This window comes from Falsiroseomonas ponticola, from assembly GCF_016805305.1.
Classification (GTDB): domain Bacteria; phylum Pseudomonadota; class Alphaproteobacteria; order Acetobacterales; family Acetobacteraceae; genus Falsiroseomonas; species Falsiroseomonas ponticola.
In genome coordinates this window covers 422,787-449,786 of the sequence record NZ_JAERQN010000004.1, presented here as the reverse complement: position 1 = coordinate 449,786, position 27,000 = coordinate 422,787, and the positions used below count along the sequence as shown (strand labels likewise).

Below are 27,000 nucleotides of genomic sequence, written 5' to 3'. Positions count from 1 at the left end.
CGAGATCGGCGGCGAGGCGCGCCTGCAGCGCGCGGGCGCGATCCTCGAAGCGCGGCGGCGTGACATCGGCTTCCAGCGGGATGGTGGAGGTGAAGTCGCCGACCACGCCCTCCATGCCCGGCGGTGCGGCGAATTGCGTGAGGGTGATGGCGAAGCGCGACCGGCGGCTCCACCCCGCCAGCGCATCGGCCAGCGCGGTGGCGAGCAGGACGGAGGCGGTGATGCCGCGCGCGGCGGCGGCGGCACGCAGCGCCTGCCACGCGGGGGCCGGGATGCGATGCGTGCGGCGGGTGAAGCGTGGCGGGCCGGCGACCGGCAGCAGCGGCAGATCGGGCCCGGGCGGGAAATCGGCCAGCCGCGCCTGCCAATAGGCGCGGTCTCGATCGCTCGGCTGCGGCAGGCGCCGCGCATGGTCTGCGAAGCGCGCGGCAGGCGGCGGCGGCACCGCATCCGGCGCGGCGTAAAGCGCGCCCCAGTCGCGGAACAGCGTGACCAGCGCGGCCGCATCCGCCAGCAGCAGGTCGATGCCGACGCCAAGCCGCACCCGCCCGCCCGGCAGCAGCGCGGCCTTCAGCGAGAAGAGCGGCCAGGCATGCGGGTCGAAGACGTGGTGCGACCGCGCCTCCCGCTCCGCCGCCAGCAGGGCTCCGGCATCGGCGGCCTCGCGCAGGTCGATGCGCTCGATCGTCACGCGCGGGACCTCGGGCAGCACGCGCTGGCGGCCATCGGGCGTGACGACGGCGCGCAGCATCGGGTGGCGCGCGACCAGGCGGTTCCAGGCTTCCTCCAGCCGGTCGAGGTCGATGCTGTCGGATTCGAATTCGCGGTAGGCGTGGCAGCCGACGCGGCCGAGTTCGAGTTCCGCCGAGCGGCCGACCAGATAGGCCTGCTGGATTTCCGTCAGCGGGAAGGGCTCATCGGTGGGCGTTTCGTCGCCGCGCAGCAGGGCGAGGATCGCGGCCTTCTCCGCCCGCAGCCGGTCGCGATCGGCTTCCGTCAGCACGCCGCGCGGCGCGCGCAGCGAGAGTTCGTCGCCGCTGACGGAGAGCGTGACGCCGCGGCGTTCCAGGTCCTGCAGGAAGGCGGCGGTGGTCACAGCGTCAGCACCTCCGTCTCCTCCGCCTCGGACTCGATCCGCGCGGCCAGCGTTTCGGCATCGGCGCCGCCGAGCAGGTCCGCCAAGCCGAGCGCCGTGCCGAAGCGACGGTTGATGCGGTTGCGCAGGTCCATGGCCATGAGGCTGTCGAGCCCGCAGGCGACGAGGGCGCGGCCGGGGGGCGGCACCTCCCCCAGGATCTGGCGGATGATGTCCGCGACCTGGTCGCGCACCGGGCCGTCGCTCATCGTGGTGGCGGGCAGCAGGGGGGCGAAGGCGGGCAGGGCGGTTTCGGCGAAGCGCGCCCAGTCGAAGGCGGCGATCATCACCGCGGGCTCCTGCGACAGGATGGCGGCGTCGAGCGCGGCCATGGCGCGATCCGGCGCCATGGGCAGCAGGCCGCGGGCGGAGACGCGCGTCGCGCGGGCGGCGTCGAGCGCCGCGGCCATGCCGATGTCAGCCCAGCGGCCCCAGAGGATGGATTGCGCGGGCAGGCCCTGCGCGCGCCGCTGCAGCGCGACGGCATCGAGCGCCGCATTGGCCGCCGCATAGCCCGCCTGGCCCGCGGCGCCGATCACGCTGGCGACGGAGCCGAAGAGGAGGAAGTGCTCCGGCCGCTGCGGCAGGGCGTGCAGCGCCTCGGCACCGCGGAGCTTCGGCGCGATGACGCGCTGCATCCGGGCCTCGGTCTGGTCCTCGATCATCGCATCGTCGAGCACGCCGGCGGCATGGATGACCGTGTGCAGCGGCGGCATGCCGGCCAGCGCCGCGGCGATGCGCGCCGTGGCGTCGGGCGCGGCGATGTCGCAGGCCAGCACGCGTGCCTGCGGGAAGGGCGCCTCGGCCGCGGTGCGGCCGATAAGCAGCAGCGCCTGCGCCCCCCGGTCCAGCGCCCAGCGCGCCGCCTGCCGCCCGATGCCGCCGAGGCCACCGGTGATGAGCACGGTGCCGGAGAGCGCGACCTGGCCGCCGGGGGGATCGATCCGCGCGAGGCGCGGCACGAAGCGGCCCTCGGCGTGCAGCATCACGGAGGGCTCCGCGCCGTCGCCGTCGAGTTCCGCGCGCAGCAGCGCCGGCGGCGCATCGGGCGCGACGGTGATGGCGCGGGCGCGCAGTTCCGGGCGTTCCGCCGCCAGCGCGGTGGCGAGGCCATGCAGCAGCGCCTGGAATCCGGTGCCGCGCGTGACGAAGGCCAGCGGCGCGGGGGTGCTCAGCGACCGGTGCACCAGCGCCAGCGCCTGGCCGAGGCTGGGATCCTCGATCGCCGTGGCGGGCGGCCCCGGTGCGGGCGGGGGCGCGGGTACCCAGGACAGGGCGGCCAGCACCGGCACGGCCTGCGCCTCCGCCAGGCGCCGGATCGCGAGGCCGCGGATGGAGGCGATGGGGGCATCGCCGGTTGCCAGCAGGTCGATGACCTCGCCCTGCCGCCGCGCGGTGACGGTGAGCGGGCCGGCCAGCGGCGCATGCAGGTCGAGCCGCGCGATGCCGATGGGCAGCACCGGTTCCGCCGGCAGCGTGCCGCCCGCGGCCTGCAGGACGGCATCCAGCAGCGCGGGGTGGAAGGGCGCGCCGGGAACGCCGGGCAGCGCGTCGATCGCGGCCTGCGTCGTCTCGCCACGGGCGATGCGGGCAATGCCCTGGAAGGCGGGGCCGATCCCGATGCCGAGCGCGGCCAGATGCGCGATCCAGGCGGCGCGCGGTTCCCATGCCGTGGTGGCGGCAGCGGGCAGTTCGAGCGGCGAGGACAGTGCCGCCACGCGCGCCGTCGCATGGGTCAGCCAGCCCGTGCCGGCGCGGGAGGCGACGCGCAGCGTGCCATCGGGCTGGCCGAGCGCCACCAGGCGCACGGACGCCGCTTCCAGCACCACGGGCTCCGCGAAGGCGATGTCGGCCAGCGCCGTGGTGCCGGGGGGCGCGGCGGCCAGCAGCAGCGCGATCATGACCGCGCCGGGCACGACGACGCGGCCCTGCACGCGGTGGTCCGCGAGCCAGGGCAGCAGCGCCAGGTCCAGCACGGCCTCCACCTGCCGCGCCGCCGCGGGGCTGTCGATGACGCGGCCGGGGAACAGCGCGGTCTCCGGCGGTGCGGCGCGGAGGCGCGGGAAGACCTGGCGGTTCAGCGGCGCTGGCGGCAGGGGCGCGCGGCGGGCGGGCAGCGCAGGCGGCGCTTCCAGCACGAGATGCGCATTGGTGCCGGAGAAGCCGAAGCCGCTGACGCCGACGCGCTTCGGGGCCTCCGCCACCAGCGCCGTCGGGATCTCGATCGGCGCGGCGCCGAGATCGACATGCGGGTTGAGCTGCCGGAAATGCAGGCTGGGCGGCACCGCGCCGCGATCCAGCATCAGCACCGCCTTGATGAGGCCGGCGACACCCGCCGCCGCCGCCGTATGCCCGATATTGGTCTTGAGCGAACCGACGCGCAGCGGCCTTGCGCGGCCCTGGCCGAAGACGGCGGCGAGCGCGTGCAACTCCACCGGATCGCCCAGCGCCGTGCCGGTGCCATGGGCCTCGATCGCGTCGATATCGGCGGGCGCCAGGCCGGCATCGGCCAGCGCCGCGCGGATCACCGCCTGCTGCGCGCCGAGGCTCGGCGCGGTGATGCCGGCGCTGCGGCCATCCTGGTTCAGCGCGGCGCCGCGGATGACGGCCAGCACGGGATCGCCCGCGGCTTCCGCATCGGCCAGGCGCTTCAGCACCACCATGCCGCCGCCCTCGCCCTGGCCGAAGCCATCGGCGCTGGCATCGAAGGCCTTGCAGCGCCCGTCGCGCGCCATCATGCGCGCGCGGCTGAGCGCGACGGAGACCTGCGGCGCCAGCATCAGATGCGCGCCGCCGGCCAGCGCCATGTCGCATTCCCGCGCCCGCAGCGCCTGAACGGCGAGATGCGTGGCGACGAGGGAGGAGGAGCAGGCGGTATCCACCACCAGGGCGGGGCCGTTCAGCCCCAGCGCATAGGCGATGCGCCCCGCGGCGAGCGACGCGACCGCGCCGGCCAGCGCATGGGTGCCGAGCCGCGCCGGGTCCGTCATCACGGCCTGGAGGTGATCGCCCGCATTGAGGCCGAGGAAGACGCCCGTGGCACTGCCGCCGAGTGCATCCGGCTTCATCGCCGCCGCTTCCAGCGCCTGCCAGGCGAGTTCCATCAGCAGCCGGTGCTGCGGGTCCATCCCCGCGGCTTCCTTCGCCGCGATGCCGAAGCGGGCGGCATCGAAGGCATCGACATCGCGGATGAAGCCGCCCTCCCGGAAGGCGATGCGGCCGGGCGCGTCGGGATCGGGCGAATACCAGGCCTCGGCATCCCAGCGATCGGTAGGGATCGGGCCCACCGCGTCGCGGCCGGCGGCCAGCAGGTCCCACAGCGCGGCGGGGGTCTCGGCGCCCGGGAAGCGGCAGGCGAGCCCGATGACGGCGATCGGCGCGTTGCGCGCGGCGGAGAGCTCGTCCACGCGCTTGCGCAGCGCCTGGATGGTGCGCACCGCCTCCCTCATCCGGTCCTCGGGCGAGAGGCTCATGCGCGCGCCCCCAGGGCCGCGCCGGCCGCGCCGAGTTCGGCTTCCAGCAGCGCCGCCAGCTCATCCTCCTCCATCGCATCCAGCGCGTCGGCCGGCGTAGCGGCGGGCAGGAGGTCGGCGAAGACGGTGGCGCCGAGATGCCACGCCAACGCGTCGCAGCTCGGATGCTCGAAGACGAGGGTGGCGGGCAGCTTCGTCTCGCAGGCCGCGGCGAGGGCATTGCGGAGTTCCACCGTCATCAGCGAATCGAGGCCGAGTTCGCGCAGCGGCGCCTCCGCCGGCGGCAGCGCGCCGTCGGCCAGGCCGAGGATGCGCGCGACGGTCTCGCGCACCGCGGCCAGCAGCAGCGCGGCGCGTTCGGCCTGCGGCGCGGCCTCGATCCGGTCGCGCAGCGTGGCGCTGGCGGGCTGGCCTGGCGCGGCATCGATCGCGCTCGTCGTGGTGGTGGTGGCGCGGAAGCCGGCGAAGACGGGCGGCACCGGGTGCGGCGCGAAGCGGGCGAGGAAGCGGCCCCAATCGACGTCGAGGATGCCGAGCGTCGCCTGCTCCGCCGAGAGCGCCAGGCCGAGCGCGGCCAGCGCCTGGTCGGGGGCCATGGGCAGAAGACCGCGCCGGGCCACGCCGGCGCCGGCGCGCGCGGCCGCGCCGACCTCGTCCCAGGCGCCCCAGGCGATGCTGAGCGCGGGCAGGCCTTCCGCGCGCCGTGCCTCCGCGATCGCGTCCATCGCCGCATTGGCCGCGGCGTGGTTGGCCTGGGCGGCGGAGCCGAGCAGCGCGGCGGAGGAAGAGAAGAGGACGAAGTGGCGCGGTGCGAGGCGACGCGTCAGCCGGTCCAGCAGCCGCGCGCCTTCCAGCTTCGGGCGCAGCACGGCCGCCATCTTCGCTGGTGTCTGCTGCGCCAGCAGCCCGTCATCCAGCACGCCGGCGGCGTGCATGACGCCGATGAGCGGCGGGCCGTCACGCTCGATGGCGGAGAGAAGCGCCGTGAGCGTCGCTTCATCCGCGACGTCGCCGGTCACTGTCGTGACGCGCACGCCAGGCGGGAAGGCGCCGATGGCATGCGCCGTGCGGCCGAGCAGCACGAGATGCGAGGCGCCCTGATCCGCCAGCCAGCGCGCGACGGCGAGGCCGACGCCCGCCAGGCCGCCGGTGACGAGCCAGGTGCCCTCCGCCCGCAGGCTGGGCGCGGCTTCGGGGGCATGCAGGCGATCGACGCGCGCCAGGTGGCGGTGGCCCTGCCGCCAGGCGATCCGCGTCTCCGCCGTGCCGGCGGCGACTTCACGGTCGAGCGTTGCGGGATCGTCGGAATCGACGAGCGTGACGCGAAGCTCCGGGGCCTCGATGGCCAGGGCGTTGGCGAAGCCCCAGAGCGCGGCCTGGGCGGGATCGGGGGCGTCGCCGGCGTTGATGGCGCGCGCGCGGTCCGTGCCGATCCAGATGCGCGGCGGGCTGGGGAGCGATGCGGCCTGTTGCAGGATGGGCAGCGCCTCGGCCAGAACGGCTTCGGCATTGGCGCCGCGGGGGGCGCGCCAGACGATGTCGGTGGTGGCGCGGGTGCGGCGCGCGACCAGCACGAACTGGCCGCTGAGGGCGGCGGTGCGGGCATCGCCGGGCTGATGGGCCTGCGCGACGAAGCCCAGCTCCGCCAGCAGCGCGACCCAGGCCGGGGGCGGCAGCAGCGCATGGCCGGGGCGCAGATCGGTGTCGGCGAAGGCCCACATGCCGTCGGTCAGGCCGAAGGTCAGGTCTCCCCAGGCGAGTTCGCCGGCATTCTCCACCAGCAGCAGCGCGCCATCCTCCGCCAGCAGCGAGGCCGCGTGGCGCAGCGTGCGCCGCAGGTCGGGCGTGGCGTGCAGGACATTGGCGGCGACGACGATGTCGGCGGTGCCGGTCGCGGCGGGCGGCGCGCTGATGTCCAGCACCTCCCCCTCCAGCCCGAAGCGGCGGCGCGCGGCCTGCACGAAGGCGGGGGAGACATCGGTGACGCGGTAGCTGTCCCCCGCGCGCAGCCGCGGCAGCAGCGCCTGCGTCGTGCCGCCGGTGCCGCAGCCGATCTCCAGCACCCGCGCGGCGCCACGGCCTTCGAGCAGCTGGGCGAAGGCGGCGGCGGCGATGCCGTTGACGGCGCGCGCGGCCGGGGAGGCGGCATAGAGCGCTTCCGCCACCGCACCGCCATCGCCGAAAAGCAGATCGAGCGGATCGGCGCGGCCTTCCAGCACGGCGCGGAGATGCGGGCCGCTGCGGGCGAGCAGCCGCGCCTCCGGCAGATCCGGCACCGACAGCGTCGCGGGGTCTTCCGTGTTGGCGGCGAGGCGCGAGAGATACGCGTGCAGGCGTGCGAAACGCGGCGCGGGCGTGCAATCCGCGAGGCGCGCGGCGCCGATCCAGGCGCGGGCCAGGCGGTCCGTGGCGGCCGCGGCGCCGGCGGCTTCCGCCAGCAGGGCGGACCCTTGTGCCACCGCCTGCGCGACGGGGTCGGGCTGCCAGGTCAGGTGGTGGAACCAGCCGCGCCAGGGCTCCGCCTGTTCCCAGCGATCGGGTGCGGCCAGGCGCGCGCGGTTGGCGGCCAGCAGGCGGGTGACCGGCGCCGTCGCATCCTGCCGCGCGACCAGCAGCACATAGCGCATCACGCCACGGCGCAGCGCGCGGCCGATATTGTCGTTGGACAGCAGATGGCGGCGGGTGAGGTCCGACAGGCCATGCTGCGCCACCAGGCGATCGACCTCGGCCTCGAAGCCCGGATCGTCGAGGAAGTGCGCGACCTCGGCGCTGGTATCCACGCAATCCGTCAGCCGCAGGCCGCGTTCGGCGAGCAGGCGCGCCCATTCCTCCGCGGTTGAGGTGAAGGAGGCCGTGTCGGGCGCGGCGATGCCATCGCCGGCGGCGACGAAATCGGCGATGACCAGCGCGCCGCCGGGCTCCAGGTGGTCCCGGATATTGTCGAAGAGGCCGGCCTTGTCCTCGATGAGGCCGGAGACCTCGACGCCGAAGATGACGTCGTAGCGGCCGGGGAAGGGGTCGCGCGCGCTGTCGCGGTGATGGATCCGGAGACGATCCGCGAGGCCGGCGCGGGCGGCGCGGGCGCGGCCGACCTGCACCTGTTCGGCAGAGATGGTACAGCCATCGAGGCGCAGATGCGGGTGGCGCAGCGCGATGTCGCAGAGATCGGCGGCGTGGCCGCAGCCGAAATCCAGCACGCGCTGTGCCCGGTTGAAGTCCACCGGCGCGAAGATGGCCTGCTTCAGCGCGTGCTGCGCGCGGCGGAGCAGCGCGTAGGAGTCGGGCTCGGACGGCCCGGCGAAGAGTGCGCGGAGCCAGGAGAAGCCGGCGCGCGGAGCGGGCATGAGACCGAAGGTGAGGTGGCCCTCGCTGCCATCGCCGGGATCGGCGTAGTGGCTCGCGATGGTGGTGAGCTCGTCATAGAAGCCGGTGACGCGGGCATCGCCGACCTCGGGCGCCGCGCGGTCGGCGGTGGTGGATGGCGCGGCGCGGTCGAGCGTGGGGTCGGCCAGCCAGAATCGTTCGCGCTGGAACGGGTAGGTCGGCGCTGATGTGGTGCGTGTCGGGTAGGGCTGGTGGAAGGCGGGCCAGTCGATCTCCACGCCGTCCTGCCAGAGGCGGGCCACGCTTTGCATCGCGGTGGTCCAGCCGAGCGTCGCACCATCCTGCCCCGGCCTGGCGCGGGCGAGCGTTGGCAGCGTGACCAGGGCGGGCAGGGCGGCGCGCGCGAAGCCGGACAGCATCGGCATGGCGCCGAGTTCGACGGCATGCGTCACGCCCATCGCGGCGAGGCTCGCGAGGCCCTGCGCGAAGCGCACGGGCTGCCTGGCATGGGCGCGCCAATAGGCGGCGTCGTGCCGCGCGACGACGGCGCCTGCGAGGTTGCCGATGACGGGGATGGCCGGCGGGTTGTGCGGGATGGCGCGTGCCTCCGCTTCCAGCGCGTCGAGCATCGGGTCGAGCAGGCGGGAGTGGAAGGCGTGGGAGACGGCGAGCGGCCGGGCCTCCAGCCCCTGCCGCGCCAGCGCGGGATCATCGAGCAGCGCGGCGATGGCGGATTGCGGGCCGGCGACGGTGATAGCCTCGGCGCCGTTCTCGCCGGAGAGTTCCAGCGCGGGGTGACGCGCCAGCACGGCCTGGCCGTTGGGGCCGAGCACCGCGGCCATGGCGCCGCCCGCGGGCAGGGCCTGCGTCAGGCGGCCGCGTGCGGCGACGAGGCGCGCGGCATCCTCCAGCGGCAGCACGCCGGCGAGGTGCGCGGCGGCATATTCGCCGAGGCTGTGGCCGAGGAGTGCCACGGGCTCCACGCCCCAGCTGCGCCAGAGCGCGCCGAGGCCGGCGGAGAGGGCGAAGAGGGCGGGCTGGGCGATATCGGCGCGGGCGAGGGCGGCGCCATCCTCGAAGAGGCGGGACAGCGGCGCGGGGAGGCCCATGACGGCGTCGCAGCGGTCGAGGACGCGGCGGAAGACGGGGGCGGTCTCGGCCAGGCCGCGGGCCATGCCGGGGAAGGCGCTGCCCTGGCCGGTGACGAGGAAGGCGATACGGGGGCGGGTGGCGGTCGTCGCTTCGGCCTTTGAGAGCGCCTCGGCGGCGGAGGCGGCATCGCGGGCGACGATGGCGATGCGGCGGGGGAGGCTCGCGCGGCCGGTGGCGGCGGTGCGGGCGAGGGCGGGGAGGTCGGCGCCGGGTTCGGACAGCGCCTGCTGCCAGCGGGCGGTGAGCGCCGTCAGCGCGGCGGGATCGCGGGCGCTGAGGGGCAGGACATGGGCGGGGCGGGGATCGGCGGCGGGCTCGGCGGCTGGCGCGGCGCCGAGGATGATGTGGGCGTTGGTGCCGGAGAAGCCGAAGGAGCTGACGCCGATATGGCGGAGCGGCGTCGCCTCCAGCCGCGTCGGGACTTCGATCCGCGCGCCGGTCAGGTCGATATGCGGGTTGAGCCGCGTGAAGTGGAGGCTCGGGGCCACCTGCTGGTGGCGAAGCATCAGCACGGCCTTGATGAGGCCCGCGATGCCGGCGGCGGCCTCGGTATGGCCGATATTGGTCTTGGCGGAGCCGACGGCGAGCGGGCGCGCGCGATCACCGGCGAAGACGCTGCGGAGCGCATGCATCTCGATGGGATCGCCAAGCGCCGTGCCGGTGCCATGGGCCTCGATGGCGTCGATCTCGGCGGGCGGCAGCGACGCGTCGGCGAGCGCGGCGCGGAGCACGGCTTCCTGGGCGGGGCCGGAGGGCGCGGTGAGGCCGGCGCTGCGGCCATCCTGGTTGACCGCGCTGCCATGGATGACGGCGAGGACGCGATCACCCGACGCGACCGCATCCGACAGGCGCTTGAGGACGACCACGCCGCAGCCCTCGCCATGGGCGAAGCCATCGGCGGCGGCGTCGAAGGCGCGGCAGCGGCTGGTCGGCGATGCAGCGCCGAGCTTCGCACTCGCCACCAGCGGCAGCGGCGACAGGATCAGGTGCACGCCACCCGCCAGCGCCACCGCGCATTCGCCCGCCCGCAGCGACTGCACCGCGAGATGCACGGCGACGAGCGAGGAGGAACACGCGGTATCGAGCGCCACCGCCGGCCCCGTGAGGCCCAGCCGGAAGGCGATGCGCCCCGGCGCGATGGAGGTATGGGTGCCGGAGGCCGACCAGGCGCCGATGCGTGATGCATCGGGCGATCCACGCCCGATCAGCCCGTAATTGCTGTTGTAGAGGCCGAGATAGACGCCGCCCGCGATGCCCTCCAGCCGGTCAGGCGGGATGGCCGCATCCTCCAGCGCTTCCCAGGCCACTTCCATGACCAGGCGCTGCTGCGGGTCCATCGCCTCCGCCTCGCGCGGCGCGATGCCGAAGAAGGCGGCGTCGAATTCCTCGATGCCGTCCAGCAGCGCGGCTTCCGCCTGGGTGGTGCGGCCAGGCTGCTCCGGATCGGCGGATTGCCAGGCGGCGTGGTCCCAGCGACGGATCGGACGCACCGCGTCACCGCCCTGGGATACCAGTGACCACAGGGAGGCGGGATCGACCGCTTGGCCGGCGAAGCGGCATCCCATGCCGATGATGGCGATCGGCTCACGCCCAGCGGTCACGATCCCTGTCCCCCCCACCCCGTCATCATGCGCGACGCGCGTGGCGGCTGCCAACCGGAACCCACCACGACGAGGTCATGCGCATCGCTTGCCATGGCCGCATCGAAGGCGCGGAGCGCGAGGGATGCCGGCAGCGATGGCGCGCGGCCGTCGTTCCACAGGGCTTCATCCGCGGCCATCCCGATTCCCTGCCAGGCGCACCAGGCGATGCAGCGCGCGCGCAACCCCGCCTGCCGGCGCGCGGCGGCCACGGCGAAGAGTGCGCCATTCGCCGCGGCATAGCCGGCGGTCCCGGCCAGGCCGAAAAAGGCGGCGGTGGAGGAGAAGAGCACCAGCTCCACATCGCGCATCCCCCGCGTCGCGAGGTCGAGCGCCTGCGCCGCATCGGCCTTGGCCGGGAAGGCTGGCGCGAATCCGGACCAGGGCGTCGTCGCGATGCGCCCATCGGCGGTGACGCCGGCGGCGTGGATGATGCCGCGCAGCGGCGGCGCGGACTGGCCGAGATCGGCCACCATCGCCTCGATCGCGCCGCGATCCGTCAGGTCGATCGCGCGTGTCTCCACTGCCGTCCCGGGCAGGTCGCGCATCACCGGGCGACGGCTGGCCAGGATGATGCGCCTCATGCCGCGGCGGGCGAGGTCCGCGGCGATCAGCGTGCCGATGCCGCCGCTGGCCCCGGTGATGAGCCAGGTGGAGTCGGGATCGGGCTGCCAGGGCTCCGCCGAAGCCACGGCACGAAGGCGCAGCGCCGTGCGCTGGCGCGGAAGAAGCCGCAGCCGCGTCTCGCCATCCGTCGCGGCCAGTTCGCGACGAAGCGCCTCCGCCGGGTCCGGCAGCGCGGCGTCGAGGCGGATGGTGCGGAGCGACCAGGCGGGTTCGTCGGCGGCGGCGGCGGTCGCGAAGGCTTCGACCAGCGGGGCGATGGGCGAGGCAGCCGGCACGGCGATGGCGATCCGGGCGGCCTGGCCGCTGAGGCCGCGGAGCCGCGCCAGCAGCGATGGCATGACGGCGTCGCGCAGCGCGGCGGGATCCGCGGGCAGGGCTGCAAGCGCCGTGAGGTCGAGGAGCGCGGCCGGGTCGGCGGTGCCCATGGCCTCCCGCAGCGTGGCGGCGACCGGACCCTCGCCGGCGACCGTCCAGCCACGCGCCGTCCCCTGCACCGGTGGGATGCTGTCCCAGGCCGGGGCGAGCAGGGCGAAGCCGCCGGATGCGCGGGGCTCCGCGGCGCGGGGGGCGGCGAGCGCGGCCGCGGCCTGCGCCAGGTTGGCGTGGCCATAGGCGAAGTCCGGCCGGATGGCGCGGCCCAGGCGCCGCGACAGGGCGCGGGCGAATTCCACCGCGGCCAGCGAATCCATGCCGAGGGCGGTCATCGGGGCCTGCGGGTCCAGCATGGCGGGATCGGGCGTGCCGAGCAGGGGCGCCAGGATCGCCTGCAGCAGCGCGACATCGATCGTGGCGGGGGGCGGCGATGCGGCCTCCGGCGCGGCCGGCGCCGGGGCTTCTGCCCGGTCGGCGACCAGGCATCGGGCCTCCGGCATGGCGAGCAGGCCAGGAAGGGCGCGCAGGCCGAGGGCCGGCGGGATGGGCGTGACGCCGAAGGCCTTCCAGGTGGCTGCGGCGCGCGCACCCATCCGCGCGCCGATCCCTGCCGCCCAGGGGCCCCAGGCGATGGCGAGCCCTGGCAGCCCGTCCCGCCGCCGCGCTTCCGCCAGCTGGTCGATCGCGGCATTGGCGGCCGCATAGGCGCCCTGGCGGGCAGAGGGCAGCACGCCGACGACGGAGGAGAACAGCACGAAGGCGGAGAGCGTCACGCCGTGGCGCCGCGTCGCCGTGTCCAGCGCCTGGGCGCCGCCCAGCTTGGCGCGCAGCACGGCGGCGATCCGCGCTTCCGTCAGCGCCTCCAGCGCATCGTCATCGGTGATGGCGGCAGCGTGGATGATGCCGCGCAGCGGCGCGTCGCCGGCAGCCAGGCGCGGCACCAGCGCATCGACGAAGGCCGCACCGGCGATATCGCCCTGCGCGGTGCAGGCGCCCTCGCATGGCGACAGGTCCACGCGGCAGGCCACGGCGCCCTGCGCCTCCAGCCAATCCGCCAGCAGCCGGCCAAGCCCGCCGGCCGCGCCGGTGACGATCCAGGTCGTGGCGCGCTGGACCAGGAAGGGCGGCGGGGGGGCGAGGGTGACGATGGCGCGGCCGGGTGGGCTGGCGGTGGAGAGCGCTTCCTCCACCGCGTCGCGCGCCACGGGATGCCGGGGCAGGGGCGGAAGATCCTGGAGCTGGGCGAAGAGCGCGGGCAGGCGGTCATCGGGCAGCGCATCAAGGTCGAAGTGACCCGCCACGCGCTTGTCCAGGTTCACCAGGGGCAGCGGCGCCAGGCGGGCGGCGAGGTCGGGTGGGAAGGCACCGAAGCCGAGGGTCACGCCGCTGAGGTCCCAACCCTCCGGCGCGCGGCTGTCCAGCACCGTCGCGATGCCGTGCCGGGCAAGCCAGGCATGGCGCGGGCGGCTGGCGGTGGCGACGATGGTGGCGCCGGCGCGGCGCAGGATTTCCAGGGCGGCGAGGCCGGTGGCGCTGGTGGCCTGGTGCACCAGGACGCGGTCGCCGGGCCCGATAGCAGGCAGGGCCGCCAGCGCCGTCAGATAGGGCACCGGCATGGTCGCCGCGTCGATCAGGTCGGCCACGGGCGCGGGTGCGACGCGCAGCGCCGGCACCGTCAGGCGGTCCGCGATGGCGCCGGGCGCCAGGAGGATGACGGCATCGCCGGGCACGACGCCGCCGACACCCGCGCCGACATCCTCGACGATGCCGGCGCCATCGGCGCCGAGCGGACTGCCCGCGGGGGCGAGGCCGCTGGCCAGCAGCCGGTCGCGAAAGGTGAGGCCCGCGGCCACCATCGCGATGCGGACCTCGCCGGGCCCGGGCGGCGGCGCCGGGGCGGGGTCCCAGGCGAGGCGGCCATCCCGCAGGCGGGCGGCGAGCGCCGTGGCGGCCGGCCGCGGCAGCGCCTCCAGCCGCCGGGCCAGGCGCTGGCTGCCGCGCAGCGCGACCGCGGCCTCATCCTCCCGCGCCAGCTCCTCGGCCAGGGCGGCTTGTTGCGCGGCGGCGGGCGCATCCGGGTCGAGGTCGATCAGGCGGCAGCGGCGGCCCGGCCGCTCGGCCATGACGGCCATGGCGAGGCCCCAGAGGGCCGCCTGCTCCGGGTCCGGCGCCGTCATCTCCCGCCCCGTCGCCTGGGCGCCGCGGGTGACGATACGCAGCGGCCGGTCATCGGCCCGGCGGAGGTGGTCGAGCAGCGCGGCGCAGAGCGTGGCGGCGGGACCGGGCGGGGCGATCCAGGCATCGGTCTGGTGGATGGCGCCGGCCATGGCCTCGACGGGCCGCCAGGCGATGCGGCGGGTCCAGGCCGCGCCGCGGTCGGGCAGCGGCGCGAAGCGGGCGCCTTCCGCGACCAGGACCGGGGTGCCGGCCGCATCGAGCAGGCCGAAATCGGCGGTGAAGCCGCCATCCCCCTGCTCCGCCGTCCGCCGCAGCCAGGCATCGGTGGCTGTCCCGCCACGGCCCGGAAGCAGCCGCGCGATGGAGGAGAGCATCACCGGCGCCGCGCCTGGCGGCAGCAGCGCGTAGGAAAGCTGCGCGGCGGCCTCGGCCAGCCCCGGGCCGGCGCCGGCCAGCGTGCCGCGGACCATGTCCCCTGCCTGGCCAAGCCGACGCAGGCATCGGGCCGCCTCGCCATAGTCGAAGCCCGCCGCGGCGATGCGGCCATAGAGGGCGGCGGCATCGGTCCCGGCCGGCGGCAGCGCGGGGGGCGCGCCTGGCGCTGCGGCGCCGGCGAGGTCCCGCGCCGCGAGGTGGGTGGTCCAGGCCTCCTCCGCCTCGTCGCGGCTTTCCAGCGCCAGCCCGCCCGCCTCGCGCCTCACGCGGATGCGCCGGGGCGCGGCCACGGCGAGGCCCGCGGGGAAGGCGACATCCGCGAGCGCGCCAACCGGCCCCAACAGGGCCAGCAGCACGCCGAGATGGGCGAAGCCGCCGGTGCCGGCCAGCAGCGGATCCTCGGGTGTCAGCTGCCGGTCCGCGGCCGGCGTCCCGCCGATTGGCGGCAGGGGCAGGCGTTCCCGCTGGAAGGCGGGTGCGGGCAGCGCCGCGCGGGCGGCGGGGGCGCGCGGCGGCGGCGCTTCCAGCACGACATGCGCATTGGTGCCGGAGAAGCCGAAGGCGCTGACACCAGCGCGGCGGATGCCGGGCCATGGCGCCGTCGCCACCGCGATCGGTGTCGCGCCCTCCGCGATGGCAGGGTTGCGGCGGGCATGGTGCAGGCTGGGGGCGGCGACGCCATCGCGCACCGCCAGCGCGGCCTTGATGAGCCCGGCGATGCCGGCCGCGGCTTCCGTATGCCCGATGTTCGACTTGACGGAGCCGAGCGCCAGCGGCCGCGCGCGCCCGGCGAAGGCCGCGGCCAGCGCATGCCATTCGATGGGGTCGCCCAGCGGCGTGCCGGTGCCATGCGCCTCCACATAGTCGATGTCGTCGGGCACCAGCCCGGCATCGCGCAGCGCGTCGCGGATCAGCGCGGTCTGCGCCGGGCCGTTCGGCGCCGTCAGGCCGGCGCTGCGGCCATCCTGGTTCACCGCCGATCCGCGCAGCACGGCCACCACCGGGTCCGCCGCGCGCAGCGCATCCTCCAGCCGCTTCAGCACGACGACGCCGCAACCCTCGCCCCGCCCATAGCCATCGGCGCCGGCGGCGAAGGATTTGCAGCGGCCATCGGCGGAGAGCATGCCGGCTTCCTGGAAGCTGCGCGTCAGCGAGGGCATCAGCATGAGGGAGGTGCCGCCGACGATCGCGGCATCGCAATCGCCGCCCCGCAGCGCGCGCATGGCCTGGTGGATGGCGACGAGGGAGGAGGAGCAGGCGGTGTCGATCGTCATCGCCGGGCCGTGCAGGTCCAGCAGGTAGGCGATGCGCCCGGCCGCCACCGCGGGGCTGCTGCCGCTGCCGAAGAAGCGATCCAGGCCGGCTTCGGGCATGCGCCGCAGCCAGTCATGCGTCGCCAGGCCGATGAAGACGCCGGTGCGGCTGCCCGCGAGGGCCTCCGGCGCCAGCGCGGCCTCCGCCAGCGCTTCCCAGGCCACTTCCAGCAGCAGGCGCTGCTGCGGGTCCATGGCCGACGCCTCGCGGTGGGACAGGCCGAAGAAGCGCGGGTCGAAGCCCTCGACATCCGGCAGGTAGCCGCCGGGCGGCCCGGCCTCGCCCTCCCACCGCCCGGCGGGGCGCGGGCCGATGGCATCGCGCCCCTCGGCCAGCAGGCGGGCGAAGGCGGCCAGGTCCGGCGCGCCGGGGAAGCGGCAGGCCATGCCGGTGATGGCGATGGGCGGGCGGCGATCCTCCCCGCCGCGTTCCGCTGCAGCGAGGCGCTCCTTCAGCGCACGGATTTCCAGCAGCGCGCGGCGCAGGACTTCCTTCGGATCGGTCCCGCTCATGCCGGCGCCGCCAGTTCCTGCGCGAGCAGCGCGGCGAGCTCCGCCTCATCCATCGCTTCCAGGTCATGGAAGCCGAGGGCGCCCAGCAAATGGTCCGCCAACGCCGCCAGCGTGGGGTGGTCGAACAGCAGGGTGGAGGGCAGGTCGAGCGACAACGCGGCAGCCAACTCGTTCCTGAGGCTGACGGAGAGCAGCGAATCGAGGCCGAGGTCGCGCAGCGCCCGGCCGGGTTCCAGCGCGGTGTCCGGCGGCAGGCCGAGCGTCGCCAGGATGCGGCCGGCGAGCGCGGCCTGCAGGAGGGCGGCGCGCTGATCCGGCGCGGCGGCCCGCACCGCGTCGAGCAGGTTGGTCGCCGCCGCCACGGGCCGCGGCGCCACCCGGTCCATCACCAGGCGATGGGTGGCGCCGGAGCCGATGGCATGGGCCAGCGCGGCCGCTGCCCGGCGCGGTGCCATTGGGCGGAAGCCCTGGCCTTCGAGTCGGGCGCGCTGCGCCGGGGGCAGCGCCGCGAACATGCCGGCCGCCCAGGGGCCGAAGGCCACGGACACAGCCGGCAGGCCCTCGGCCCGCCGCGCCGCCGCCAGGCGGTCCAGCCAGGCATTGGCGGCCGCATAGGCGGCCTGGCCGGGGGCCTCCAGGCTGGCGGCGGTGGAGGAGACGAGGATGAAGTGGTCCAGCGCCCGGTCGCGCGTCAGCGCATCCAGGTGCCGGGCGCCATCGACCTTGGCGGCCAGGGTGGCGTCGATATCGGCGGGCGACAGCGTGGCAAGCAGGCCATCCCGCACCACGCCCGCGGCATGGACGATCCCGCGCAGATCAGGGAGGCCGGCAAGCAGCGATGCCAGGGCGGCGCGGTCCGAGACATCGATCGCCACGGCCTCATGCCGCGCGGCCACGGCGGTGCGGGAGGCGAGGATGATTCGCGTCGCCCCCTGTGCCGCCAGCCAATCCGCGATGGCGGTGCCGACGGCGCCCGCACCGGTGACGAGCCAGGTGCCGGTGATGCGTGGCGGCTGTGGTGGCCGCAGCACGAACTTGCCGATGGCGCGCCCCTGGGCGAGGGACTGGAAGGCTTCCTCCGCCAGCGCCATCGGCAGCACGCTGCGCCGCGGCAGGGGGATGGCGCCGTCGCGCAGCAGCGCCAGGATCCGGCCCGTGCGGTCCGCGAACCAGCCCGGATCGGCGGCGATCGGGGCTTCCAACTCATAGGCGAGATGCCGGATCGGGTGCGGCGAGGGGGGCGGCGCGGCGCTGCCGATCTCCAGGAACACGCCGCCCGGGCGCAGCAGCGCGGCGGAGGCCGCGGCCATGGCGGGCGATAGGGCGTGGAGCACGATGTCGAAGCCCTGCTCCCCCGCCCATGCCCGCGCGGCGGCGGCGAAGGCGGTGGATCGGCTGTCCGCGACGGCCTCCGCCCCCGCCGCGAGCGCCGCGGCGTGCTTGCCGGCGCTGGCCGTGGCGAAGACCCGCGCGCCGGCCTGGCGGGCCAGCGCGATGGCCGCGGCGCCCACGCCGCCGGCGCCGGCATGGACCAGCACCCGCATGCCGGGCGCGATGCCCGCCAGGTCATGCAGCCCGCGCCATGCCGTCAGGGTCGCGACGGGCAGGCTGGCGGCGGCTTCGGCACCGAGCCAGGCCGGGCGGGCGACGAGGCGATGGGCGGGCACTACCGCTTCCCCGGCCAGCAGGCCCGGCGCGAAGGCGATCACCGCATCGCCCGGTGCGAAGCCCTGCATGCCGGGGCCTGCCGCCAGCACGCGGCCCGCGGCTTCCAGGCCCAGCGCCTCGCCCTCCACCTGGCCCAGCGCGACCAGCGTGTCCTTGAAGTTCAGCCCCGCGGCCTCGATCGCGATGGCGACCTCGCCGGGGCCGGGCGCGCGGGGCGTGATTGGCAGGCGGCGCAGCGCCGTCAGCGCGTGGTCCGCGGCCGGGGCGATCCGCTCCGCGACGCCGGATGGCGGGGCGGTGCGCAGGATCTCCGGCGTCAGCAGCGCCCCGTGGCGCCGCGCGAAGCGGCCGGGCGCGCCCGCCAGCGCGGCAGGGATGCCCGGCTCATCCGGGTCGAGGTCGATCCAGCGGCAGCGAAGCGCGGGATGCTCGGCCGCGATGGTGCCGAGCAGCCCGCCCAGCACGGCCGCCGCCGGCACGGCGCCGGGGGCGACCGGGGGTGCGGTGGCGGCGCCGCGGCTGACCAGGATCAGTTGCGGCGGTGGGGACAGCGCGGCGGCGTCGGGCACCAGCGCCGCGACGCTGGCGATGCAGGCGGCGGGATCCGCGGCAGCCAGCGGGCGCAGGTCGATGATGCCGTCGCAGGGCGGCAGGGGCGCGCCGCCCACGGGATCGGCGCTGGCGGTGCCGAGCGAGGCCGCCTGCGGCCCGATGGCGTGCCAGCGCCCCGCCAGCGGCAGGGCGGGTTCGGCGGCGGGGCGCCAGGCGATGTCATGCTGCCAGGCGCCCGGCGCGGCGGCGGGGCGGCGGAGCGTGATGCCCCGCAGCAGCGCCACCACCGCCTTGTCTTCCCGCAGCAGCGCGGCATCGCCGGTGGCGGCGCCATCCTCCAGCGCCGTCAGCCGGGCCCGGGCGAGGAGCGGTCCCTCCGGCACCGCGCCCCGCCAGGCAGCGGCGATGCGCTGCGGCAGCCAGGGCTGGTCATCGGCGGGCAGCAGCGCCGTCAGCGTCTGGATCGCCGAATCCAGCAGCATGGGGTCCAGCGCCTCGGACGGCGCCAGCCTGGCCTCCGCCACGTCGCCGGCGCGGCGAAGCGCGGTGATGCGACGGTAGAGCGGGCCGAAGGCGAAGCCGCGCGCGGCCAGCCCGGCCGCGATGGCGCCGCCATCCTCCCAGGCGGCCGAAGCGGCCGGGGGCGGGGGCGCATCGCCGCCCGGCGTGCCGGGGCGGGCGCTGGCCGTCATGGCCCAGCCCTCGGCCAGTTCCGCATGCAGCGACCAGGCGCCATCGCGGTCCTGCACCAGCTGCGCCTCGATCGCGCCCGGCGGCAGGGCCAGCGGGCGCAGCAGGGCGACATCCTCCAGCGCCTCGGCGCCGGCGGCGAAGGCGAAAGCGAGGAAACCGGTGGCCGGCAGCAGGACGGTACCCTCCACCGCATGGTCCGCGAGCCAGGGCGCGGCGGCATCCAGGCGGAAGGCGGAGACGGCCTCTCCGCTGCGGGCCGAACGGCGCGGCGGCGGCGGCTGCCAGGGCGCGGCGGCGGGCGTGCCCTCCAGCCAATGCCGGCGCGGCGTGAAGGGCGTGGGCGGCAGGGCGACGCGGCGGCCGCGCGGCGTGGCGAGGTCCGGGGGCGTGCCCTGCCGGGCGGGCGCCAGGCGCAGCGCCTCCGCGCTGTCCGCCAGCAGCCAGTGCCGCAGCCGCGCCCGGCCGACCCAGGCGGTGTGGCAGGCATCCTCGAAGCGCAGCGAGCCGTCCTGCAGGCGCGCGAGAATCTGGTGGCGCAGGACCTCCAGCGCCTCCGGCGTGGCGGCGGACAGCAGAAGGTGCGGCGGGCCATCGCCCCGGGGCGGCGGTGGGGGGGGCGGCGCTTCCAGCACCAGATGCGCGTTGGTGCCGCTGGCGCCGAAGGCGCTGAGGCCGGCGCGGGGCCGCGGCGCTGCAAACCGCTCCGCCGCCAGCGGGACATGCAGGCGATCCATGGCGGAGGCATGCGGGTTGGCCTGGCGGAAATGCGGCTGCGGCGGGATGGTGGCGCTGCCGAGCATGGCCGTGACCTTGGCAAGGCCGGCGATCCCGGCGGCGGCTTCCGCATGGCCGATGCCGGCCTTCAACGCGCCGATGGTCAGGGCCGCGTCCCGGCCGCCGAAGACCTCCGCCAGCGCATCCATCTCGACCGGATCGCCGAGCGCCGTGCCGGTGCCATGCGCCTCGACATAGTCGATCGCGGCGGCATCGAGGCCGGCATCGGCGAGCGCGGCACGGATGACGGCGACCTGCGCGGCGCCATTGGGCGCGGTGAAGCTGGAGGACCGGCCATCATGGTTCACGGCGCTGCCGCGGATGATGGCGAGCACGCGGTCGCCATCGGCTTCCGCCTGCGCCAGCGGCTTGAGGACGGCGATGCCCACGCCCTCTGCCCGCACATAGCCGTCGGCGGTGGCATCGAAGGTGGCGCAGCGGCCGCCTGGCGAGAGCAGGCCGGCCCGCGCCAGCATGGCGGAGCCTTCCGGCGCGAGGATGAGGTTGACGCCGCCGGCCAGCGCCATCGCCGCCTCTCCCCGCCGCAGCGACTGCACGGCAAGGTGGATCGCGACGAGGGAGGAGGAGCAGGCGGTGTCCACCACCAGCGCCGGGCCATGCAGGCCGAGCTGGTAGGCGATGCGCCCGGCCAGCGTGTTGCTCGGCTGGCCCGTGAGGCTGAGCGCATCCAGCCTGTCCGCCTGCTGCCGCGCGAGGGCCGCGTAGTCGCTGCCCGTGGCACCGAGGAAGACGCCGACGCGCGTCCCTGCGACGCGATCCGGCGCGATGCCGGCGGCTTCCAGCGCGCGCCAGGCGGCTTCCAGCAGCAGGCGCTGCTGCGGGTCCATCGCCGCGGCGTCACGCGGCGCGATGCCGAAGAAGGCGGCGTCGAACAGGTCGATCCCATCCAGCCATCCGGCCTTGTGGGGCGCGCCGGGGCGGCCTGGGGGCAGGGGGCGCACCGCATCCTGGCCCGCCAGCAACTGGGCGAGCAGCGAATCCGGATCCTCCGCGCCACCGGGGAAGCGGCCGGCTAGGCCGATGACGGCAATGGGCTCGCTGCCCGCGGCGATGGCGGCCGGCGCGCTGGGCACGGCGCGCGCCTGGCCCGCCAGCCAATCGGCCAGCCTGGCGATGGAGGGCTGGGCGAAGAGCAGGGCGGCCGGGATCGGGATGCCGGCCGCTTCCTCCAGCCGCCGCCGCAACGCGACGGCGAGAAGGCTGTCGAGCCCCTGTTCGAAGAGCCCCGCCTCCGGGTCGATGCGCGCAGCATCGGCGTGGCCGAGCAGCTCCGCCACCAGCGCCGCCAGGCCCGCACGGTCGAGCCGCGTCGCAGGCCGCGTCGCCTCGGGCTGGCGCGGCACGGGCGGCGCGGGCCGGGGCAGCAGCCTCTCGAACAGCGCGGTGTCGCGGCGCGCGGCATAGGCGGCGGCGAAGCGGGGCCAGTCGATCCGGGCGACGATGCGCAGCGCCTCCCCCGCGCCCAGCGCATCGAGCGCCGCGGCGAAGCCATCCGCGGGCGCCATGGCCAGCATCCCCGCGGCATCCAGCGCCGCATCCTCCGCGCCCGAGAGCAGGCCTTTTTCCGTGAAGCGGCCGAAGGCGATGCTGGTTGCGGGCAGGCCGCGCCCGCGCGCGTCGCGCGCCCATTCATCCAGCGCGGCATTCGCCGCGGCATAGGCCACGCGATCCCGGACGCCCCAGATGCCGGCGGCGGAGGAGAAGAGCAGCAGCCCGGCGGCATCCGGGATGGCGGCGGCGAGCCCCTGCGCGATGCCGGTCTTCGCCGCCATCACCTGCGCCGCCGGGCCATCGGCCAGGCCCGCGGCATGGACGACGAGGCCGGGGCGGCGATCCACCGCGGCCGCGAGGCGCGCTGGCGCATCGGGTGCGGTGAGGTCGAGCGCGAGGTGCCGCGCGCCGGCCGGTAGCGCCGCCGGATCGGGGCTGCGGCGGCCGACCAGCAGCAGGTGCCGCGCGCCGAGGCGCGACAGGTGATGGGCGAAGGCGAGGCCGAGCTTGCCGGTGCCGCCGGCGATGACGTGCAGCGCTTCCGGATCCGGCCGGACGGTGCTGCCACCATCGGCCCGCGCCAGCCGCGCCGCTTCCAGCCGGCCGGCACGGGCGCGGAGATCGCCGCGGGCGTCGCCGATCGAGGCGGCCAGCGCGGCCAGGGTGTCCGTCTCCGCATCATCCAGGTGGATGATCGCGGCGATGGCGCCGGGGCGGTCGAGCGCGATGGCGCGCGCCGCGCCGATCGCCGCGGCGCCGGCGAGGCCGGGACGGGCGAGGAGCGTGATGGGCAGGTCATCCGCGGCCAGAGCCTCGGCCTCCGCCACGATGCGCGGCGGCGGCGCATCCTCGGCCGGGCACCAGAGGCAGGCGGTTGCATCCGGGGCGTCATGCAGGCCGAGCGATGCGGGAAGAACGAGGTCGCCCCGCAGCCGGAAGCGGGGCGCGACGCGCGGTGCCCGGGCCAGGACCAGCAGATGCGCATCGCCGTCCGGCAACGTGGCGACGGGGCCGAAACCTGCCTCGGCCAGCGCGGCCTGCCAGGCTTCCGCGCCCAGCAGGGCGTGGCCGGGGCGCAGCGGATCGCCGCGGAAGTTCCACCAGCCCTCCGTGATGCCGAAGACGAGGTCCACCCAGCGCGGCGCCCGCGCCAGCTCCGCCAGGGCCAGCAACCCGCCCGGCGCCAGCCTGGCCCGCAGCGCGGCCAGTGCCGGCCCCAGCCGCGCCGCCGCATGCACCGCATTGGCGGCAACGATGACGTCGAAGGGGCCTTCGGCACCGTGCGGATCATCGAGGTCGAACACCGCCGTCGCCAGGCCGTCGCCGTGCCGGCGGCGCAGCGCGGAGAGGAAGGCGGGCGTCACGTCGGTGGCCGTCACCTGGCTGCCGGCGGGCAGGCGCGGCAGCAGCAGCGCCGTCAGCGCGCCCGTGCCGGCGCCAACCTCCAGCAGCCGGATAGGGCGGCCGGCCGCCTGCGCCACCACCGCATCCACCACCGCCTGCTGCGCGGCGGCGAAGGGGGGCGCGGCATAGACGGCACGGGCGGCCTCCAGGTCCCCTTCCGCGAAGAGGGCCTCCACCGCGCCGGTCCGGCCGGCCAAGATGCCGGGCAGCGCCGCGCCGACGCGGCGCAGCAGGCGGGCAGCGGGCGTGTCCGCCGCGTGCCGCACCGGCATGGACGACCAGGCGGCGAGCCGCGCGGCGAAGGCGCGATGCGGCGGCGCGACCTGCGGGGTGGCGCGCAGCGCGGCCTCGGCGAAGGCCGTGGCCTCCGCCTCCAGCCCCTCATCCGGTGGTGGTGCCTGCAGGGCGGGCGAGGGCAGCGTGGCAGTCGCCGCCGGCAGCGCCTCCCAGGCCAGGGCGTAGGAGAGCCCCGCGGCGGTGCGCGGCAGCCAATGGGGCTCACGCTCGAAGGGATAGGTGGGCGCGTCCGTGAGGCGCCAGGGCTCGCCGGCCTCGAAGAGGTCGGCATCGATCTCGGCGCCGTCGACGAAGGCTTCCGCGCAGCGGTCGAGGAAGGCGCCCCACGGCTCCGCGGGGGCGCGCCTTGCCTCGAAGGCCGGCGCGGCGCCGCCCTGCACGACGCCGCGGCGGCAGGTGCCGGCGAGCAGCATCGCGCGGGCCTCCGCCGCGCTGGCGGCATGCAGGGCGAGGCGATGGGCGAAGCGGTCCCGGCCCGCGAGGGCGGTGTGGCAGAGATCGGGAAAGTCGGTGGCGGTCGAGAGATGGTCGGCCCAGCGCCGTGCCAGCGCATCCAGCGCGGCGGCGCTGCGGGCGGAGAGCAGCAGCAGGTGGCGCGGGCGCTGCCCCTGCCGCGCCGGCGCCACCGCGCCGCGCAGCGTGGCTTCGTCCGCGGCGCCGCGGCGGAGCGGCGCGGTGACGATGGCATCCGGCACCGCCTGGCGGATGGGCAGCGCCAGCAGGGGATGCGGGCCGAGTTCCAGGAAGTGGCGATGACCGCTGGCGGCGAGGGTGGCGATGCCCTGCCGCAGCAGCACGGGCTGGCGCAGGTTGCGGCCCCAGTAGCCGGCATCGAGCGCCTCGCCCGGCAGCGCCGTGCCCGTCACGGTGGAGACGAAGGGGATGTCGCCGGCGCGCGGCGCCAGGCCTTGCAGCGCGGCCACCAGCCGCGGCACCAGCGGGTCCATCTGGGCGCTGTGGTAGGCGACGGGCACGCGGACCGGCAGGGTGGTGATGCCCCTTGCATCCAGCGCCGTCATCGCGGCCTCGATCGCTGCCGGCGGACCCGAGAGAACGGTCGTGGTGGGGCCGTTCTCGCCCGCGATCTCCACACCCGCGGGAAGCAGGCCGTGCAGCGCCGTGGCCGGGGCGGCGGCGACGGCCATCGCGCCGTGGCGGGCGCAGCCGGCCTGGAGCGCGCTGCGCGTCATCGCGAGGTGCAGCGCGCCCTCCCGCGTCAGCACGCCGGCGACGCAGGCGGCGGCGACCTCGCCGAGGCTGTGGCCGATGACCGCCGCGGGACGGATGCCGAAGCTGGCGAGGAGGTCCGCGAGCGCGATCTGGTAGGCCGTATGGGCAGGCTGGCCGAGCGCCACTTCCTCCACCCGGCCATCGCGCAGCACGTCGATGACGGAGGCTGGGAAGCCGAGGCCGGCGAGCACGGCATCGGAGGCGCGGAGCGAGTCCGCGAAGGCGGGGGAGGCCATCAGGCCGTCCGCCATGCCGGGCCAGGCGGCGCCGTTGCCGGCGAAGACGAAGACCGGCGGCGCGGTGGCGGCGGCTTCCGGCGGCGGGGCTTCCAGCAGCAGGTGGCAGTTCGTGCCGCCGAAGCCGAAGGAACTGACGCCGCCGATGGCGCGCCCATCGGCGCGGGCGGGCCAGGGGGTCGCTTCCGCCTGGATGGCGAGGCCGGTCATGTCGATGGCCGGGTTCGCGCGATGGAAATGCAGGCTGCGCGGGATGTGCCGGTGGCGAAGCGCAAGCGCCATCTTCGCCAGGCCCGCGGCGCCCGCCGCGGCCTCCAGATGGCCGATATTCGTCTTCACCGACCCGATGCGCAGCGGCCGCTGCGCCGCGCGGCCCTGGCCGAGCACGGCGCCGAGCGCATTGGCCTCGATCGGGTCGCCGAGCGCGGTGCCGGTGCCATGCGCCTCGACGTAGTCGACATCCTGCGGCGCCAGCCCTGCATCGGCCAGGGCATCGCGAAGCATGGCGCGCTGCGCCGCGGGGTTCGGCGCGGTGAGGCCGTTGCTCGGCCCGTCATTGTTGATGGCGCCGCCGCGGATGATGGCGAAGACGCGCCGGCCGGCGGCGCGGGCGGCGGAGAGCGGTTCCAGCACCAGGATCGCGCCGCCCTCGCCGCGGACATAGCCATCGGCCGCGGCATCGAAGGCCTTGCAGCGCCCATCCGGCGCCATCGCGCCGAACTTGGTCATGGCGATGGAGCTTTCGGGCGACAGCACCAGGTGGACGCCGCCGGCCAGCGCCATGGCGGATTCGCCGGCGCGCAGGCTGCGGCAGGCCTGGTGGACGGCGACGAGGGCGGAGGAGCAGGCCGTGTTCACCGTGATGGCCGGGCCCATCAGCCCCAGCGCATGGGCGATGCGGGCGCTGATGATGCTGGTGTCCTGCCCCGTCGCGGTATGCGCGGCGATGCCGGCGGGATCGCCGAGCAGCCGCGCATAGTCGCTCCACATCGCGCCCATGAAGATGCCGGCGCGGGTGCCGGAAAGGCGGGAGGGGCGGATGCCCGCATCCTCCAGCGCTTCCCAGGCGAGTTCGAGGGCGAGACGCTGCTGCGGGTCCGCCTGCGCGGCTTCGCGCGGCGACATCCCGAAGAAGGCGGCATCGAAGCCCGCGACGTCAGGCAGGAAGCCGCCGCGGCCGGTGCGCATGCGGCCCGGGGCATCCGGATCCGGATCGGTCAGCAGCGCCGCATCCCACCGATCCGCGGGCACGTCGCCGACCGCATCCGTGCCGGCCAGGAGCATCGACCAGAAGGCGGCCGGCGAGGCCGCGCCCGGCAGGCGGCAGGCAAGGCCGGTGATGGCGATCGGCTCCCCCGCCGGCAGGGGGCGGGCCGGGGGCGGGCCTTCCTCCCGCGCCTCACCGGCCAGCCAGGCGGCCAGGCGGTTCAGCGTCGGGTGGTCCCAGACCAGCGTCGGCGGCAACGCGCGGCCGGTCATCGCCGCGATATCCGCGACGAGGCCGGCGGCGAGGAGGGAGGTGAGGCCGTAGCGATGCAGCCGCTCGCCGGGATCGATCGCGGTTGCGTCGATGCCGAGCCGTGCCGCGGCAAGCTGGCGAAGCCGCGCGGCCAGATCCCCGGTGCCGTGCTCGCCCGGGCCCCCTGGTTCAGCCCGTGCCAACCAGCACCCCGAGATCGTCGGCCAGCGCGGCGGCCAGGGCCTGGCGCTGCGGCACGAGGTAGAAGTGGCCACCGGGGAAGACGCGGCGGGTGGCGGGGCCGGCGCAGAGCGCGGCCCAGCCCTCCATCTCCGCGGTCTGCGGATCGGCATCGCCGCCATAGATGGCGATCGGGCAGGGCAGGGGGGCGCCCGGCAGGTGGCGATGCGTCTCGAACACCGCGAAATCGGCCTTGAGGACGGGCAGGAAGAGCGCCATCAGCTCGCGCTCCGCCAGGATCGCCTGGGGGATGGCATCGTAGCGCCGGACGAGCTCGGCCACGAAGGCATCGTCCGGCAGCGGATGCAGCGGCGCTTCCTTGCCCTCGAAGGTCGGCGCGCGGCGGCCGGAGACGACGAGCGAGACGGGCGGCGCCAGGCCTCGGCGCACGAGTTCGCGGGCGAGTTCATAGGCCAGCAGCGCGCCCATGGAATGGCCGAAGAAGGCGGTGGGCTGCTGCATCGCCGGGGCGATCGCATCCGCCATCGCGGCGATGAGCGGACCCATGCTGGTGAAGGGCGCTTCGCCGAGCCGCGCTTCGCGCCCTGGCAGCTGGACCGCGCCCATGGAGATCGATGACGGCAGGAGGGTGGCGAGGGGGTGGAACATGGATGCGCCCCCGCCGGCATGCGGAAAGCAGAGCAGTTGCAACGCCGCGTGCGGACGCGGCTGTGGAAACGTTAACCAGACCGGACGCACCGCCCCACCCCATTGCGACGCCACCAATGGCGCAAGAATGTCCGCGTCCTGTCAACCCGAGAGCTGTTCCGCCC

5 protein-coding genes and 1 pseudogene are annotated in these 27,000 nt (G+C 76.0%); all 6 read right to left on the bottom strand.

Features of this window, described 5'->3' with window-relative positions; genetic code table 11:
• Position 1: 1 nt before the first annotated feature.
• A pseudogene (locus JJI54_RS33150) lies at positions 2 to 1,096 on the bottom strand (condensation domain-containing protein); the annotation flags it as partial.
• A complete protein-coding gene (locus tag JJI54_RS15315; RefSeq protein WP_203073861.1) occupies positions 1,093 to 4,608 on the bottom strand; it encodes an SDR family NAD(P)-dependent oxidoreductase in 3,516 nt (1,171 codons plus the stop codon). The gene JJI54_RS15315 and the pseudogene JJI54_RS33150, both read right to left, overlap by 4 nt.
• Complete coding sequence (locus JJI54_RS15310; RefSeq protein ID WP_203073860.1) at positions 4,605 to 10,685, bottom strand: type I polyketide synthase; 6,081 nt, start codon at positions 10,683 to 10,685, stop codon at positions 4,605 to 4,607. Before JJI54_RS15310 ends, JJI54_RS15315 begins: the two co-directional genes overlap by 4 nt.
• Positions 10,682 to 16,162, bottom strand: coding sequence for an SDR family NAD(P)-dependent oxidoreductase (locus JJI54_RS15305; protein ID WP_203073859.1), 5,481 nt, complete (start codon positions 16,160 to 16,162; stop codon positions 10,682 to 10,684). The genes JJI54_RS15310 and JJI54_RS15305 overlap by 4 nt, the downstream gene beginning before the upstream one ends.
• On the bottom strand, positions 16,159 to 26,190 hold the full coding sequence (locus JJI54_RS15300; RefSeq protein WP_203073858.1) for a type I polyketide synthase: 10,032 nt from the start codon (positions 26,188 to 26,190) through the stop codon (positions 16,159 to 16,161). Before JJI54_RS15300 ends, JJI54_RS15305 begins: the two co-directional genes overlap by 4 nt.
• Positions 26,177 to 26,926, bottom strand: a complete 750-nt coding sequence (locus JJI54_RS15295) for a thioesterase II family protein (protein ID WP_318987515.1) — start codon at positions 26,924 to 26,926, stop codon at positions 26,177 to 26,179. Before JJI54_RS15295 ends, JJI54_RS15300 begins: the two co-directional genes overlap by 14 nt.
• Positions 26,927 to 27,000: the final 74 nt, after the last annotated feature.